Genomic DNA, 14,753 nt, shown 5'->3' with positions numbered 1-14,753 from the left:
GTGGTCGGTGGGGCCGGCGCAGGCCAAGGCCGGGCAAGCAGGGGGGCGGTTCCGGTATAATTGAAGATTAACTCAACCCCACAGTTTGCTGTCATGTCTCTTGCCTTGTCCTCGGCCGATCAATTCGAAGTCACTGTGTTCAACGGTGTGTCTGCATTGTCGGCGTTCCGTGCCGAAGGTTTGCTCAAGCGCCTGCGTGCCATCGAGCCCAATGTCGAGGCGGTCAGCGCCCAGTTTGTGCACTTTGTGGCCAGCCATGGCGCTCTGGATGCCGAGGCCAACCGGGTCATGTCTGGCCTGCTGGATTACGGCCACCCCGCGGTGGCGCTGGACCGCGTTGACCTGACCGCCACGGTGGTGCCCCGCCTGGGCACCGTCAGCCCTTGGGCATCCAAAGCCACTGACATCGCCCACAATGCAGGCGTGGCCCAGGTGGTGCGTATGGAGCGGGGCGTTGAGTTTCAGTTGATGTTCAAAAAAGGCTGGCTGGGTGGTGTGAAGGCGCCAGCGGCCGACACGGTTCAGGCCCTGAAGGCCTGTCTGTATGACCGCATGACCGAGGCCGTGTTGCCCGATGGGTTTGCGGTGAAGTCTTTGTTCCTGCCCCTTCAAGGCAAGCAATTGCAAACGGTGGAGTTGACCGAAGGGCGTGGCTCTTTGGTGAAAGCCAACAGCGAGTTGGGCCTGGCACTGAGCGACGACGAGATCGATTACCTGCTAGACGCCTACACCCGCATGGGCCGCTCGCCCACGGACGTGGAACTGATGATGTTTGCCCAAGCCAACAGCGAGCATTGTCGACACAAGATTTTCAATGCCACCTGGACGATTGACGGACAGGTTCAAGACATTTCCCTGTTCGGCATGATTCGCAATACCCACAAAACCACGCCGCAGGGCACTGTGGTGGCGTATTCGGACAATGCGGCGGTGATTGAAGGCCACACGGTCGACCGTTTCTTTGCCGACAGCGACGGCATTTACCGCCCCCACACTGAATTGGCCCACTTTGTGGCCAAGGTGGAAACGCACAACCACCCCACGGCCATCTCCCCGTATGCGGGTGCTGCCACGGGTTCTGGCGGCGAAATTCGTGACGAAGGCGCCACAGGGCGCGGCGCAAAGCCCAAAGCCGGTCTGTGTGGTTTTACCACCTCCCACTTGCGTTTTGACGGGGACAAGGAAAGTTGGGAAACCGGGCGTGATGCCTTGGTGCCTGCTGATCAACAAGGCCAAACCCAGTCTGTAGGCCTGCCCAGCCGAATCGCCACGCCCTTGCAGATCATGATTGACGGGCCCATTGGTGCTGCGGCCTTCAACAACGAGTTTGGCCGACCCAACCTGGGTGGTTATTTCCGCACGTTCGAGCAACGCGTGGGCGACCGTGTGTACGGTTACCACAAGCCCATCATGATTGCCGGTGGCATTGGCAATATTCGCAGCACCCACACCCACAAACTGGACCTGCCTGCAGGCAGCTTGCTGATTCAACTGGGCGGCCCAGGCATGCGCATCGGCATGGGCGGCGGTGCTGCTTCATCGATGAATGCAGGCACCAACACCGAGTCGCTGGACTTTGATTCCGTGCAACGCAGCAACCCTGAAATGGAGCGCCGAGCCCAAGAGGTGCTGGACCGTTGCTGGACGCTGGGTGATGGCAACCCCATCCTGAGTATTCATGACGTGGGTGCAGGTGGTCTGTCCAATGCATTCCCTGAACTGGCCGATTCGTCCAGCAAAGGCGCGGTGTTTGAACTGCGCAAAGTCAATTTGGACGAAAGTGGTTTGAGCCCCGCCGAGATTTGGTGCAATGAATCTCAGGAACGCTATGTGATGGGCATTGCGCCCGAATCATTGGCCCTGTTCACCGAGTTGTGTGAACGCGAGCGCTGCCCGTTCTGCGTGGTGGGTGTGGTGACTGACGAGCGCCAACTGGTGGTGCTGGACCCAGAAAGCCCCAGCAACCCCGTGGACATGCCCATGGATGTCTTGCTGGGCAAGCCGCCGCGCATGGAGCGCAAGGACGTGCGCATTGACCCACCCAAAGCACCCATTGATTTGACCGCGCTGGAATTGGGCGATGTGGTGGAGCAGGTGCTGAAGTTTCCTGCCGTGGCGTCCAAGCGTTTCTTGATCACCATTGGTGACCGCACAGTGGGGGGCTTCACTGCCCGCGACCAAATGGTGGGGCCTTACCAAGTGCCTGTGGCTGACGTGGCCGTGACCACCAACGACTACACCGGATACACCGGCCAAGCCATGGCCATGGGTGAGCGTACGCCACTGGCGGTGTTGAACGCACCAGCCTCGGGCCGTATGGCGATTGCCGAGGCCCTGACCAACCTGTTGGCAGCCCCAGTGGGCAAACTGGAAGACGTGAAGCTGAGCGCCAACTGGATGGCTGCTTGCGGCACCCCCGGCCAAGACGCAGCGCTGTTTGACACCGTGAAGGCAGTGGGCATGGAATTGTGTCCGCAACTGGGCTTGGGCATTCCCGTGGGCAAAGACTCCCTGTCCATGCGCACGCGCTGGAACGAGGGCGATGTGCAGAAAGAAGTGATGTCGCCAGTCAGCTTGATTGTGTCGGCCTTTGCCAAGGTGGACGATGTGCGGGGCACACTGACCCCAGCGCTGGACACCTCTGAAGACTCGGTGCTGATTCTGGTGGACCTGGCCCGCGGCCAGACCCGCTTGGGTGCCAGTGTGTTGGCTCAGGTGACCAACCAGTTGGGGCAGGATACGCCCGACGTGAATTTCCCCGAGGACCTCAAAGCCTTCGTGGGAGCGATGCAAACCCTGCGTGCGCAAGGCTTGGTGAAGGCCTACCATGACCGCTCCGACGGTGGGTTGTTGGCGGCCTTGGCAGAAATGAGTTTTGCCAGCCGCTGCGGTTTGTCCATCAACCTGGACATGTTGACCATCGACCCGCATGCCGCCGACTGGGGCGACTTCAAGATTCGCCCCGAGCAGGTGGGTGTGCAGCGCAATGAAATCACCTTGAAAGCCCTGTTCAACGAAGAACTGGGTGTGGTGCTGCAAGTGCCCGCAGCCCGCAAAAGCGAGGCCATGGAAGTGCTGCGCAATGCTGGCTTGAGCAAGTACAGCAATGTGATCGGCAAACCCAATGACCGCGATGTGGTTGAGTTTTACCGCGATGCCAAGTGCATCTACAGCGCCCAGCGCAGCCAGTTGCAGGCGGTGTGGGACGACACCTCGCATCAGATTGCCCGCCGCCGCGACAACCCCGCCTGTGCGGACAGTGAACACGCGGTGCAGGCTGAATTGCCCAACGCCCTGGTGTACAAACCCGCATTTAACCCCCAAGAGAACATTGCAGCGCCGTTCATTGCCAGTGGTGCCAAGCCCCGTGTGGCTGTGCTGCGCGAGCAAGGTGTGAATGGTCAACTGGAAATGGCGGGTGCATTCACCCAAGCCGGTTTTGAGGCGGTGGACGTGCACATGAGTGACTTGCTCAGTGGCAAGCGCACCTTGGCTGAGTTCCAGGGCTTGGCCGCCTGCGGCGGTTTCAGCTATGGCGACGTGCTGGGTGCCGGTGAAGGCTGGGCCAAAACCATTCGCTACAACAGCCGTGTGTCTGACCAGTTCGCCGAGTTTTTCCAGCGCGGTGATGTGTTCGGTTTGGGCGTGTGTAATGGCTGTCAGATGATGGCCACCCTGAGCGACTTGATTCCCGGCGCGCAACACTGGCCCAAGCTGATGCGCAATGAAAGCGAACAGTACGAGGCCCGTTTGGTGAATGTGCGCATCAACAAATCCCCCTCCTTGTTGTTGCAAGGCATGGAAGGGTCGGTGGTTCCGGTGGTGGTGGCCCACGGTGAAGGCCGCGCGGATTTTTCGCGCCAAGGCAACCACGCTCAGTTGAGCGCCAGCGGTTTGGTGGCGGTGCAGTATGTGGGCTCAAACGGTGAGCCTACCCAGCAGTACCCGTACAACCCCAACGGCAGCCCTGAAGCGCTGGCCGGGTTTACCACACCGGATGGCCGCTTCACCATCATGATGCCGCATCCGGAGCGGGTGTTCCGCAGCGTGCAGATGAGTTGGGCGCCCAAAGGCGAAGGCGAGTTCTCGCCATGGATGCGCCTGTTCTGGAACGCCCGCAAGGTGTTGGGTTGACCAAGCGCATGAGCCAACCCTCGGGCAGTGGCGCCCTCGATTTTGGGGCCACTGCACAGTGGTCGCCCCGGCCCACTGACCAGCAATGGCCTGCCCAGGTGTTTGATGTGCATTGCACAGCCTGCCCACGCCTGCATGGTTTTCATGAGCAGAACCGGGTGAAGTTTCCCGAGCATTTCAATGGGCCTGTGCCGCCTTTTGGGCCTGACAATGCCGAGCTGTTGATTGTGGGTTTGGCCCCCGGCCTGCACGGCGCCAATCGAAGTGGCCGTCCATTCACGGGCGATTTCTGTGGTGATTTGCTGTACAGCAGCCTGCACAAATACGGCCTGGCGACACGGGCTCAGTCGGTGGCTGTGGGCGATGGCCTGCAACTGGTCAATGCCCGGGTCAGCAACGCGGTTAAATGTGTGCCACCCGAAAACAAACCCACGCCCGCAGAAATCAAAACCTGCAATGTGTTTTTGGCACATGAATTGAAGGTTCATCCGCCCCGCGCCATTCTCGCCTTGGGCACTGTGGCCCATCAGGCGGTGCTGAAGGCCACAGGCCACAAAGCCAGTGCGTTCAAGTTTGGGCACGCCGCTGTGCACGACTTGGGCACCATCCGCCTGTTCGACAGTTACCACGTCAGCCGTTACAACACCCAGACCGGCCGCCTGACCACGCCCATGTTCCAGGCTGTGCTTGAGGCCATTTCAGGCCATTTGCGGGCCTGAAAGGCGGCAGTATGGCGCAAACCCCAGAGGCCCCTGAAGCCCCGGAACCATTGGATAACCCCGAACCCGCGTTCGACATCAGCGCCTTCCTGCGTGAATTGACCACCCGGCCCGGTGTGTACCGCATGATCGATGCCCAGGGCGTGGTGATGTACGTGGGCAAAGCCAAAAACCTGAAAAAGCGGGTGTCCTCGTACTTCCAGAAAACCCACGCCAGCCCCCGAACATCGCACATGGTGGAGCGTATTGTGCGGGTGGATGTGACCCCCACTCGCACCGAAGCCGAAGCGCTGCTGCTGGAAAACAACCTCATCAAAAGCCTCAACCCGCGTTACAACATTCTGTTTCGCGATGACAAAAGCTACCCCTACCTGCGCCTGACCAACCATGCTTACCCGCGTGTGGCCTATTACCGGGGTGCGGTGGATAAGCGTTCCCAGTTTTTCGGGCCGTTCCCGAATGCCTGGGCCGTGAAAGAGAGCATTCAGGTGTTGCAACGTGTTTTTCTGCTGCGCACCTGTGAAGACACCGTGTTTGCCCACCGATCACGCCCCTGCCTGCAGGCGCAGATTCAGCGATGCAGCGCACCTTGTGTGGGGCATATTTCCGAAGCCGATTACGCCCGTGATGTGGCGGCAGCGTCCCGTTTTCTTCGGGGTGACCACAAAGCGGTACTGGCCGAACTGGAAGACAAGATGCTGGAGGCGTCTGGCCTGCTGGAATTTGAGAAGGCTGCGGTGTACCGCAACCAGATTGGCGCATTAAGCCGGGTGCTGCAAAAGCAGAATGTGGACACCACGGGTGGCAGCGACGATGCCGACATTGTTGCTGTCGTGATTGCCAGCGGCTGTGTGTGCGTGAATGTGGCCATGGTGCGTGGTGGTCGACATTTGGGGGACCGCCCCATGTTTCCGGCCGTCAGCCAGGTCAGCGAAGACTTGGGCCCCGAGGTGTTGGAGGCTTACCTCAGCCAAGCCTATGTGGACCGGCCCATTCCTGCGATGTTGATTGTGAATCAGGAACTGGATGCGCCTGAACTGCTGATGGCTTTGACCGAACAGGCAGGCCGCAAAATCACCGTGTTGCGCCAACCCCAAACCGAGCGGAAAGCCTGGCTGGACATGGCTGTTGAAAATGCCAAAGTGGCCATCGCACGACGTGTGGCCGAGCAGGGCAGTGCCCAGTTCCGAACCCGGGCGCTGGTTGAACTGCTGGGGCTGGAGGCTGTACTGGAAGAGGCCCAGCAAGGCCAAGTGCAGGAAGAGGGCAGTGCCCCAGTTGAACCGGGCGCAGGCTCAGCCGATGAGCCTGACCTGTTGGCCACTTTGCGGGTGGAGTGTTTCGACATTTCCCACACCGCAGGCGAGGCCACGCAGGCCTCGTGTGTGGTGTTTCACCACCACGACATGCAAAGCCGTGAGTACCGCCGGTACAACATCGAGGGCATTACCCCCGGGGACGATTATGCAGCCATGCGCCAGGCGGTTAGCCGCCGTTACCAGCGCGAAGGCAAGGCCCCCCTCGTGATGCCGCACATTGTCTTGATCGACGGGGGTAAGGGCCAAATCGAGGTGGTTCGACAGGTGTTTGTGGAACTCCGGCTGGACATTGGCCTGATTGTTGGCGTGAAGAAGGGCGAGAATCGTAAAGTGGGCCTTGAAACCTTGGTGTTTGCCGACGGCCGTCCCAGCCTTGAATTGGGCCCGGGCCACCCGGCGCTCATGTTGATTGCCCAGATTCGTGACGAAGCCCACCGATTTGCCATCACCGGCATGCGGGCCAAACGTGCCAAAGCCCGCCAAGCCTCGGCGCTGGATGAAATCGAGGGCATTGGGGCCAAGCGCAAACAGAAGTTGCTGACCCGCTTTGGCGGTTTGCGTGGGGTGAAAGCGGCCAGCATTGAAGACCTGATGTCTGTGGACGGCATTTCGTCCACGCTGGCCGAGGAAATCTATCGCCGCCTGCACTGAGTGCGAGCCAAGTTCGCGCAAGTCCGTTCTGCGCTGTTATAGTCAAGAAATATCGCGGTGGCGTCGTATCAGCCCCGCAGCCTAATGAACCAACAACTTCACCCAGCCATGCCATTGAACTTGCCCATGATACTGACCTGGATCCGGATCGTTCTGATTCCGCTGGTCGTTGGTGTCTACTTCGTGCCCGAGCAGGTCCTCAGTGTGGTTGAACAGAACTGGATTGGCGCCATCGTGTTTATTGTGGCTGCCATCACCGATGCCTTTGATGGTTACCTGGCCCGGCGCTGGAACCAAACCTCTGCCTTCGGGGCGTTTCTTGACCCTGTGGCGGACAAACTCATGGTGAGTGCAGCACTGATTGTGCTGGTTGATTTGGGCCGTATTGACCCTTTCATCGCCTTGATCATCATCGGGCGGGAGATCACCATCTCGGCCCTGAGGGAATGGATGGCCAGCATTGGCGCCCGCAACAGTGTGGCGGTCAATTCCTTGGGCAAGCTTAAAACCATTGCCCAAATGGTGGCCATTCCCCTGTTGTTGATTCACGAGCCCGTGTGGTTCATCAATATGCAGGCATTGGGTACAGTGTTGATTCTGTTGGCAGCGGTGTTGACGGTCTGGTCCATGTGCTATTACCTGATGAAAGCCTGGCCCGACATTCGCGACCGTACCTGATCTGCCCCTAATGCCATGAACATCGCCCAGTCCAACCCGGCGGCCTCCCGACTGTTGCCCCAAGCGCATCCGTTGCGCCACACCCTCAATGATGAGGTGCATTCCCGCCCCACCGAGGCCCTTTGGCCGCAGGAACGGGTGTTCCACATGGCCTTGTTGGTGCAAGGGCGCGTAGACGACACATTGGTGGGGTGCTTGCAGTCCCTGATCAGTTACTGCGGGTCAGCCGCCATGACGGATGCTGAGCTGCGCGCGCCACAAGTCAACATCACCTTGTGTCTGGGTGAGTCGGCCTTGCGTTTGCGGCTTGAAAAGCACAACGAATTCATCACGATGACCTTCTTTGAGCGGGCCGACCACGCCATTGTGTTTGACCGCCCGGTCACCCGCCGCCTTCCTCCGAGTTGGTTGTCCACCTTGCCCGGCGTGCTGTTGGTGGCCATTGAACTGTTTGTCCAAAAAACCGACAAACCCCGGGAGCCCAAGACCGTGGCGGGCTACTTCGAGGGCAACACCCTGATTGGCGGCATGATTGCCAATGGCGCCGGGCAGGCGTTTTCCGACCTGCGGATTGCTGACCGTGGCGCAACGCGCATCTTGATCTGTAATTTGAGTATGGGGTCTCGCCAGTTGGGCCGTGTGGTTCAACGCGCCATCGAGATGGAAACCTACCGCATGATGGCCTTGCTCAGTTTTCCGGTGGCCCGCGCCACATTGCCCAAGCTGGGCCAGTATGAAGACCAATTGGTGCGCTTGGCCAGCGAAATGGCCGCCACCAGCAAGGCAGAAAACCTGGAGTCGGTGACGGCCGAAGACCTGGAAATGGACCGCCAACTGCTGAGCCAGTTGACTGATCTGGCCGCCAAAGTAGAGCAGTTGAGCGCAGAAAACCGCGTTCGTTTTACAGCGGCTGAGGCGTACAGCGATTTGGTGAAAAAACGCATCAGCGAGCTTAAAGAAATTCCCATGGTCGGCATGCAGACCTTCGGTGAATTCATGGACCGTCGCTTGGGCCCGGCCATGAAGACCTGCACCTGGACTGCCCGGCGTCAGGACGAATTGGCCGCCCGAATTTCCCGCGTGACCCAGTTGCTGCGAACCCGCGTGGAAATTGAGCGGGAAAGCCAAAACCAGCGTTTGCTGACCTCTATGGACCAGCGCGCCAAAGTGCAACTGCGCTTGCAGGAGACCGTGGAAGGCCTGTCGATTGTGGCGATTTCTTACTACGGGTCCAGCCTGGTGACTTACCTCGTCAAAGGCATGAAAGCGTTGGACTGGGTTCATGTGTCGCCCGAGGTGGTGACGGCTGTGGCCATTCCCACCATCGCAGGTTTGTCCTACCTGTCCATGAAAGCCATGAAAAAACGCCTCGGGCTGGCCCACAAATAGGCGGGGTTAAGCCCTCGTGGTGTGCAAGCCCGGTTAAATTGCGTATAATCACGACCTTGGCTAAACGCCAGTCAACCCCGGAAGCTTGGCAGAGCGGTTGAATGCACCGGTCTTGAAAACCGGCGAGGGTGCGAGCCCTCCGTGAGTTCGAATCTCACAGCTTCCGCCAGAATCTTGAAAAAGCGCCCCTTTGCGGGCGCTTTTTTATTGTCCTTGACCTCCCAGTTCATTGTCGGTCCCATGGGGGGCGTATACCCTGCGCTTATTCTTGCTTTGCAATATGACTATGGCTTTTTTTCCATCCACACTCTGGGTACGTTGGCTGCAGTTGGCCTCAGTGGTTGTCGTTCTTTTTGGTTTGAGCTTAGTCGTGTTTCAGGCGCTAGGGCTTCGGTTTTTTTCGCTTCTTCTTTATCAGGATGCCCACCATTTGGTTTCGGCAACCGGTGGGTTGGTGCCTTATTTGAAGTTACTGCATGCGGTGTTGGGTGCAGTGCTCGTAGGCTGGGGGGGGGCCATGTGGATCTTCGCGTCAACCTTATTCGCCCAAGGGAAAACCGTCGGATGGGTAGCATTGGCGCTACCTTTGTTGGCCTGGTTTCTTCCCGATACACTGGTGTCTTTGCTCTCGGGCTTTTGGCAAAATGCTGTACTGAATGCGGGTTTTGCGTTTTTGTTCACCCCACCGCTGGCTGCCACTTGGCGGCTTTTCTTTCGGCAACGTGGTTGACACCACAGATGGACCAAATCCAAGCCCAAACCCCTGTAAAATTGCCTCAGGATTTCAACAGGAAAGCTTCTATGTCCACCTACCGTTCACACACCAGCACCCGTGGCCGCAACATGGCTGGCGCCCGTTCCCTGTGGCGCGCCACCGGCATGAAAGATGGCGATTTTGACAAGCCCATCATTGCGGTGGCCAACTCGTTTACCCAGTTCGTACCCGGCCATGTGCACCTGAAAGATTTGGGCCAGCTTGTGGCGCGTGAAATTGAGGCAGCCGGTGGCGTGGCCAAGGAATTCAACACCATTGCGGTGGACGACGGCATCGCCATGGGCCACGACGGCATGTTGTACAGCCTGCCCAGCCGCGACCTCATCGCCGACAGTGTGGAATACATGGTCAATGCCCACTGCGCCGATGCGCTGGTGTGCATTTCCAACTGCGACAAGATCACCCCCGGAATGTTGATGGCCGCCATGCGCTTGAACATCCCCGTGGTTTTTGTGTCGGGTGGCCCCATGGAAGCAGGCCGAGTGCGCCTGGCCAACCCGCAAACCAATATTGTGGAAATCAAGAAGCTGGACCTGATTGACGCCATGGTGATGGCGGCTGACAGCAAGGTGTCCGACGCTGACTTGGCTGAGGTGGAACGTTCGGCTTGCCCCACGTGCGGGTCTTGCTCCGGCATGTTCACTGCCAACTCCATGAACTGTTTGACTGAAGCGCTGGGCTTGTCTTTGCCGGGTAACGGTACGATTGTGGCCACCCATGCTGACCGTGAGCAACTGTTCAAGCAAGCTGGCCGCACCATTGTGGGCTTGGCCAAGCGGTATTACGAAGAGGGCGATGAGACTGTGTTGCCCCGCGCTGTTGGCTTCAAGGCGTTTGAAAACGCCATTGCGCTGGACATTGCCATGGGCGGGTCCACCAACACCATTTTGCACTTGCTGGCCATTGCGCAGGAGGCCAACATCAACTTCACCATGGAAGACATTGACCGCATGTCCCGCGTGGTGCCCCAGTTGTGCAAGGTGGCCCCCAACACCAACAAGTATCACATTGAAGACGTGCACCGCGCAGGCGGCATCATGGCCATTTTGGGCGAGCTGGACCGAGCCGGTAACCTGCACACCGATGTGCCCACCGTGCATGCCAAAACCCTGCGCGAAGCCATCGACCGTTGGGACATTGCTTTGAACCCCGATGAAGCGGTACAAACCTTTTACAAGGCGGGCCCAGCCGGCATTCCCACGCAGGTGGCTTTCAGCCAGAACACCCGTTGGCCGAGCCTGGACACGGACCGCAAGGAAGGGTGTATCCGCTCGGTTGAAAACGCCTTTAGCAAGGAAGGTGGTTTGGCTGTGCTTCGCGGCAACATCGCCCTGGACGGCTGTGTGGTGAAAACGGCCGGTGTGGACGACAGCCTGCTGGTGTTCGAAGGCCCTGCGCATGTGGTGGAATCGCAGGAAGACGCCGTAGAAAACATTCTGGCCGACCAAGTGAAGGCGGGCGACGTGGTGGTGGTTCGGTATGAAGGCCCCAAGGGCGGCCCCGGTATGCAGGAAATGCTGTACCCCACCAGTTACATCAAGTCCAAGGGCTTGGGCAAAGCCTGTGCGCTGTTGACCGATGGCCGTTTCTCGGGGGGTACCTCGGGCTTGTCGATTGGCCACTGTTCGCCTGAAGCCGCCGCCGGTGGTGCGATTGGTTTGGTGCGCAACGGGGACCGCATCCGCATCGACATTCCCAACCGAACCATTGACGTGTTGGTGAGCGATGAGGAATTGGCCCGCCGCCGTGCCGAGCAGGACAAACTGGGCTGGAAACCCGTCAAGCCGCGGCCCCGCAAGGTGTCGCTGGCGTTGAAGGCTTATGCCAAGTTTGCGATGTCGGCCGACAAGGGGGCGATTCGCGATGCATCGCTGATCGAAGGCGAGTAAGCCACTGGCCCAATCAGCCCTGGGTTTGAAGACGAAACACCGCCCTGAACCGGCGGTGTTTTTTTATGCGTACTGTTCAACCCAAGGCATGTAAGGCCAGGCCAAGCAGGGCGCTAGCGGCCATCAGTTCCAGAACACCGCGTTTGAACCGAATGAGGGCGGTTAGGGCAAGCAGAAGGATGGCCAAAGCCGTCCAGTCTATGCCGGTCATGAAGGTTGAGGCATTGAAGTCTGCAAGCCCGCTGGGCCACACCACGTGTCCGGTGAAGAACAGCGCCAAATTCAGGATCATGCCCACCAAGGCGCAGGACATGGCCGTTAGCGGTGCCGTCAAGTTGATCTGCTGACGTGCTCCCTCGATGACGGGCCCACCCAAAAATATGAACAGGAAAGAGGGGAGGAAGGTGAACCAGGTGGCTGTCACTGCGCCCAGCAGGGCCGCAAGAACCTGATGGTCGGCGCCCAGCGCTTGTTGCTGCCAAGCCCCTAAAAAGCCGACGAAGGTGACAATCATGATCAAGGGGCCTGGGGTGGATTCGCCCAAGGCCAGGCCATCGAGCATTTGCGTTGCATTCAGCCACTGAAATTGTTCAACTGCCGCGTGAAACACATAAGGCAGTACCGCATAGGCGCCCCCAAAAGTGAGCAGGGCCGCTTGGGTAAAAAACCTGGCCATGTGGGTTAGCGGGTTGGCCCAACCCAGCAGCACACCCAAAGCCACCAAGGGTGCTGCCCACAGCACAAGCCCAATGGCGGCCGTGCGAATGGTACGCGCCCAACTGAATTGGGCGTGAGGGGGTGTGGCGGTGTGGTCGTCGATGACTGCGGGTGCATGGTCGGCAGATTGGCGCTGGATGTGCGCAGGCCCCATGTTGAACCATGCAGGCCGTTGTCGCCCCAACACCCAGCCCAGCAGCGCTGTCACCAAGAGTATCCAGGGAAACGGCACTCCGAGCCCGCTGAAGGCCAGGAACGACAACAGGGCGATGCCCCACAGCAGCTTGGTTTTCAGCACCCGGCCGCCGATGCGTTGCACGGCATGAAGCACCACCGCACAGACGGCAGGTTTCAAGGCGTAAAACACGGCCGCCACCCATGGGCTTTGTATGTGGTTCAAGTACAGCCACGCAAGGCCGCTGATGATGAACAGAGAGGGCAGCACAAACAGGACACCCGCCGCGAACCCCCCCCAGCGCCCGTGAAGCAGCCAGCCAATGTAGGTGGCCAGTTGCTGGGCTTCCGGGCCCGGCAGGATGTTGCAGAAATTCAGGGCATGCAGGAAACGCGATTCGGAAATCCAGCGTCGGCGGTCCACCAGTTCCTGATGCATGATCGCAATTTGCCCGGCCGGCCCGCCAAAGCTGATGAAGCCCAGCTTCAACCAGAACAACAGTGCCTGTGTGAAGCTGATTTGTGTGGGGGCTTGGGTTGGCGCATGCATAGGCTGGCGGCAGCGTGAGAACCGCCCCAGTATAGCCCCGTGCCGCTGCGGTCAGGAAGCCTGCGTGACCCCGTCCAGGGCACTTGCCGGGGCCACTGAACCCAGAACCCGTTCAAGTACATCCACACCGCATTGCAAAGTGTGCAAGCCACTCAGGCCCATGAGGGCTTCCTGCGCAGGGGTCATGGGCAAGGCATCAATCAGTGTGACCAGTTCAGCCTTGTGCGCCACATCCAGCCGTTCATGCCGCTCGATGGTTCTGAAGCAGGGCGTGGGGTAGCCAGTGACTTGGCTAAGGTGCCTGGCAAAACCCTGGGGTGGGTGGTGAAATTCCAGCGCAGCGATGTGGCCCAACACAGCCACCGGGTGGTGGTGTTTCATCCAGTAATACTGCGCACCCACCAGATTGGCCACACAAGGGGGTGGCACTGCACTGAGCAGGTCAGCGACTTCATGGCCGGTGCACACATAGTCGGCAATCAGCCATTCGTCATGGCCTTTTTCCTCTTTCAAATGTTGTTGCAGGTAGGTGGCCAGTGGGGTGCTGATGGGGTCTCCCGGGTGGCGGGTGTGCAGCAGTTCTGCAGCCTCACGCATCAGGTTTACACTGCTGCGCACCACCATGTGCATGTGCTTCAAGTAGTGTGGGTACAGCGCGCGGGCTTGTGGGTGTGACCAAAGCGCTGTGGATGCAGCCAACATCACTGGGTAGGCCAGCGCGAATTTTTCAGCCAGGCGCTTGGATCGGCCTGCGGCGGGAAGGAGTTCAGTTGTCATGATTCAATCGCGGGTTCCAGTGAGTTAAGGGCGGTGACCAATCGGTCATTGCAGGGGACTTCAGGCCATTGGGCCATGACCTTCCAGCACACTTCGCAGGCATTGCTGCAGCGCTGGTTTTGAAGGGGCTCCAGTTGGGGATGCTCCAGCAGCAAACCGGGGCCAATGCGGGCGACTGCACCCAGCAGTGGGTCTTTGCGCCACTGTTTGAGCTGGGTGTGCAGGGTGGTGGGGGTGTGAAGTTGTTGTCGCAGGCGTTGAGGGCCTTTGCCCATGATCACGTCTTCATTGCAGCACGCAGTCAATTGCCCGTCGTAACGCACCACTGGGGTGACCGCCAGTGCACAGGGGCCGATGTCGCTGGCCCAGTGCTTCAGCGTGCGTTGAAACAGCAGCGCACCCCGGCCGTTGGGCAGTGGGCTCAGGCTTACCAGTTCGCCATGGTGTGGCCAGTCGTGACCAAAAGCCTGTTCCATCAATGTTTTGGCCATACCCGGGTGCAAGGTTTGTACAACCAGCCAAACACCTGCGTCAGCAATGGCTCGCGCTGCATGGATGACTGTCGCCGGGTCCACATGGGCTTGGTGGAATGCGTCAGTGCTCAGCACCACCGTGCTGGTTTTTTGAAGCACGTTCTGGATCCAGGCTGGTGCGCGCTCGGCCTGCCCCCACACGCCACTGGTGTAGATCACCAGTGATTTGCCCATGGCATGCAGGTTGTCCACGGCCATTTGTAGCCCCCGTTTTTCCACAAAGGGCTCGCCGCCTGAGATGCCAACCACCTGTACATCAGGCATGGCACCCATGGCATCAATCAGCAGGCCGAATTGCTGGAAGTCAGAAATGGTGGGGCTGTCGGGTTTGGAGTCAACAGAGCAGTGGGCGCATTCCACCGGGCAACGGTCTGTGATGAACAGCAGCAGGGATTGTCCGGGCGTTTGGCGAATCCGTTCAATGTGTTGATGGGTTAGACGGGTCATG

The 14,753-nt window shown here is 59.3% G+C and carries 10 protein-coding genes and 1 tRNA gene; 8 read left to right on the top strand and 3 right to left on the bottom strand.

The genetic code is table 11. From position 1 onward, the window contains the following. Positions 1 to 93: 93 nt before the first annotated feature. The 8 genes from purL (at position 94) to ilvD (ending at position 11,554) form a co-directional block, all read left to right on the top strand. A complete protein-coding gene (gene purL / locus ACK4FF_RS13795) occupies positions 94 to 4,134 on the top strand; it encodes a phosphoribosylformylglycinamidine synthase (protein WP_409710475.1) in 4,041 nt (1,346 codons plus the stop codon). After that, positions 4,092 to 4,853: a uracil-DNA glycosylase gene (locus ACK4FF_RS13790; RefSeq protein ID WP_409710472.1), complete on the top strand. Its 762-nt coding sequence runs from the start codon at positions 4,092 to 4,094 to the stop codon at positions 4,851 to 4,853. Before purL ends, ACK4FF_RS13790 begins: the two co-directional genes overlap by 43 nt. A gap of 11 nt (positions 4,854 to 4,864) precedes the next feature. Next, complete coding sequence (gene uvrC / locus ACK4FF_RS13785; protein ID WP_409710469.1) at positions 4,865 to 6,823, top strand: excinuclease ABC subunit UvrC; 1,959 nt, start codon at positions 4,865 to 4,867, stop codon at positions 6,821 to 6,823. 108 nt (positions 6,824 to 6,931) lie between these two features. Next, positions 6,932 to 7,501: a CDP-diacylglycerol--glycerol-3-phosphate 3-phosphatidyltransferase gene (gene pgsA, locus ACK4FF_RS13780; RefSeq protein WP_409710829.1), complete on the top strand. Its 570-nt coding sequence runs from the start codon at positions 6,932 to 6,934 to the stop codon at positions 7,499 to 7,501. 15 nt (positions 7,502 to 7,516) lie between these two features. After that, a complete protein-coding gene (locus ACK4FF_RS13775) occupies positions 7,517 to 8,890 on the top strand; it encodes a DUF3422 family protein (protein WP_409710466.1) in 1,374 nt (457 codons plus the stop codon). A 79-nt stretch (positions 8,891 to 8,969) separates the two neighbouring features. Further along, positions 8,970 to 9,059: transfer RNA gene (locus ACK4FF_RS13770), tRNA-Ser, on the top strand. 117 nt (positions 9,060 to 9,176) lie between these two features. Continuing rightward, positions 9,177 to 9,620 carry a hypothetical protein gene (locus tag ACK4FF_RS13765; RefSeq protein WP_409710463.1) on the top strand — a complete coding sequence of 148 codons (444 nt, stop codon included), beginning with the start codon at positions 9,177 to 9,179 and terminating at the stop codon, positions 9,618 to 9,620. Between the two features lie 71 nt (positions 9,621 to 9,691). After that, complete coding sequence (ilvD, locus tag ACK4FF_RS13760) at positions 9,692 to 11,554, top strand: dihydroxy-acid dehydratase (RefSeq protein WP_409710460.1); 1,863 nt, start codon at positions 9,692 to 9,694, stop codon at positions 11,552 to 11,554. Positions 11,555 to 11,630: 76 nt separating this feature from the next. Here the strand turns inward: ilvD and chrA are convergent, their stop codons facing one another. The 3 genes from chrA to ACK4FF_RS13745 are packed head-to-tail and all read right to left on the bottom strand — an operon-like array spanning position 11,631 to position 14,752. Next, positions 11,631 to 12,995: a chromate efflux transporter gene (gene chrA / locus ACK4FF_RS13755; RefSeq protein ID WP_409710457.1), complete on the bottom strand. Its 1,365-nt coding sequence runs from the start codon at positions 12,993 to 12,995 to the stop codon at positions 11,631 to 11,633. 51 nt (positions 12,996 to 13,046) lie between these two features. Continuing rightward, positions 13,047 to 13,772 (bottom strand): hypothetical protein, encoded by a 726-nt coding sequence (locus ACK4FF_RS13750; RefSeq protein ID WP_409710454.1) that lies wholly within the window; start codon positions 13,770 to 13,772, stop codon positions 13,047 to 13,049. After that, on the bottom strand, positions 13,769 to 14,752 hold the full coding sequence (locus ACK4FF_RS13745) for a radical SAM protein (RefSeq protein ID WP_409710451.1): 984 nt from the start codon (positions 14,750 to 14,752) through the stop codon (positions 13,769 to 13,771). Before ACK4FF_RS13745 ends, ACK4FF_RS13750 begins: the two co-directional genes overlap by 4 nt. Between the last annotated feature and the right edge of the window lies 1 nt (position 14,753).

Source organism: Limnobacter sp., from assembly GCF_046297615.1.
GTDB lineage: Bacteria > Pseudomonadota > Gammaproteobacteria > Burkholderiales > Burkholderiaceae_B > Limnobacter.
This window is presented reverse-complemented; position numbering and strand designations above follow the sequence as displayed.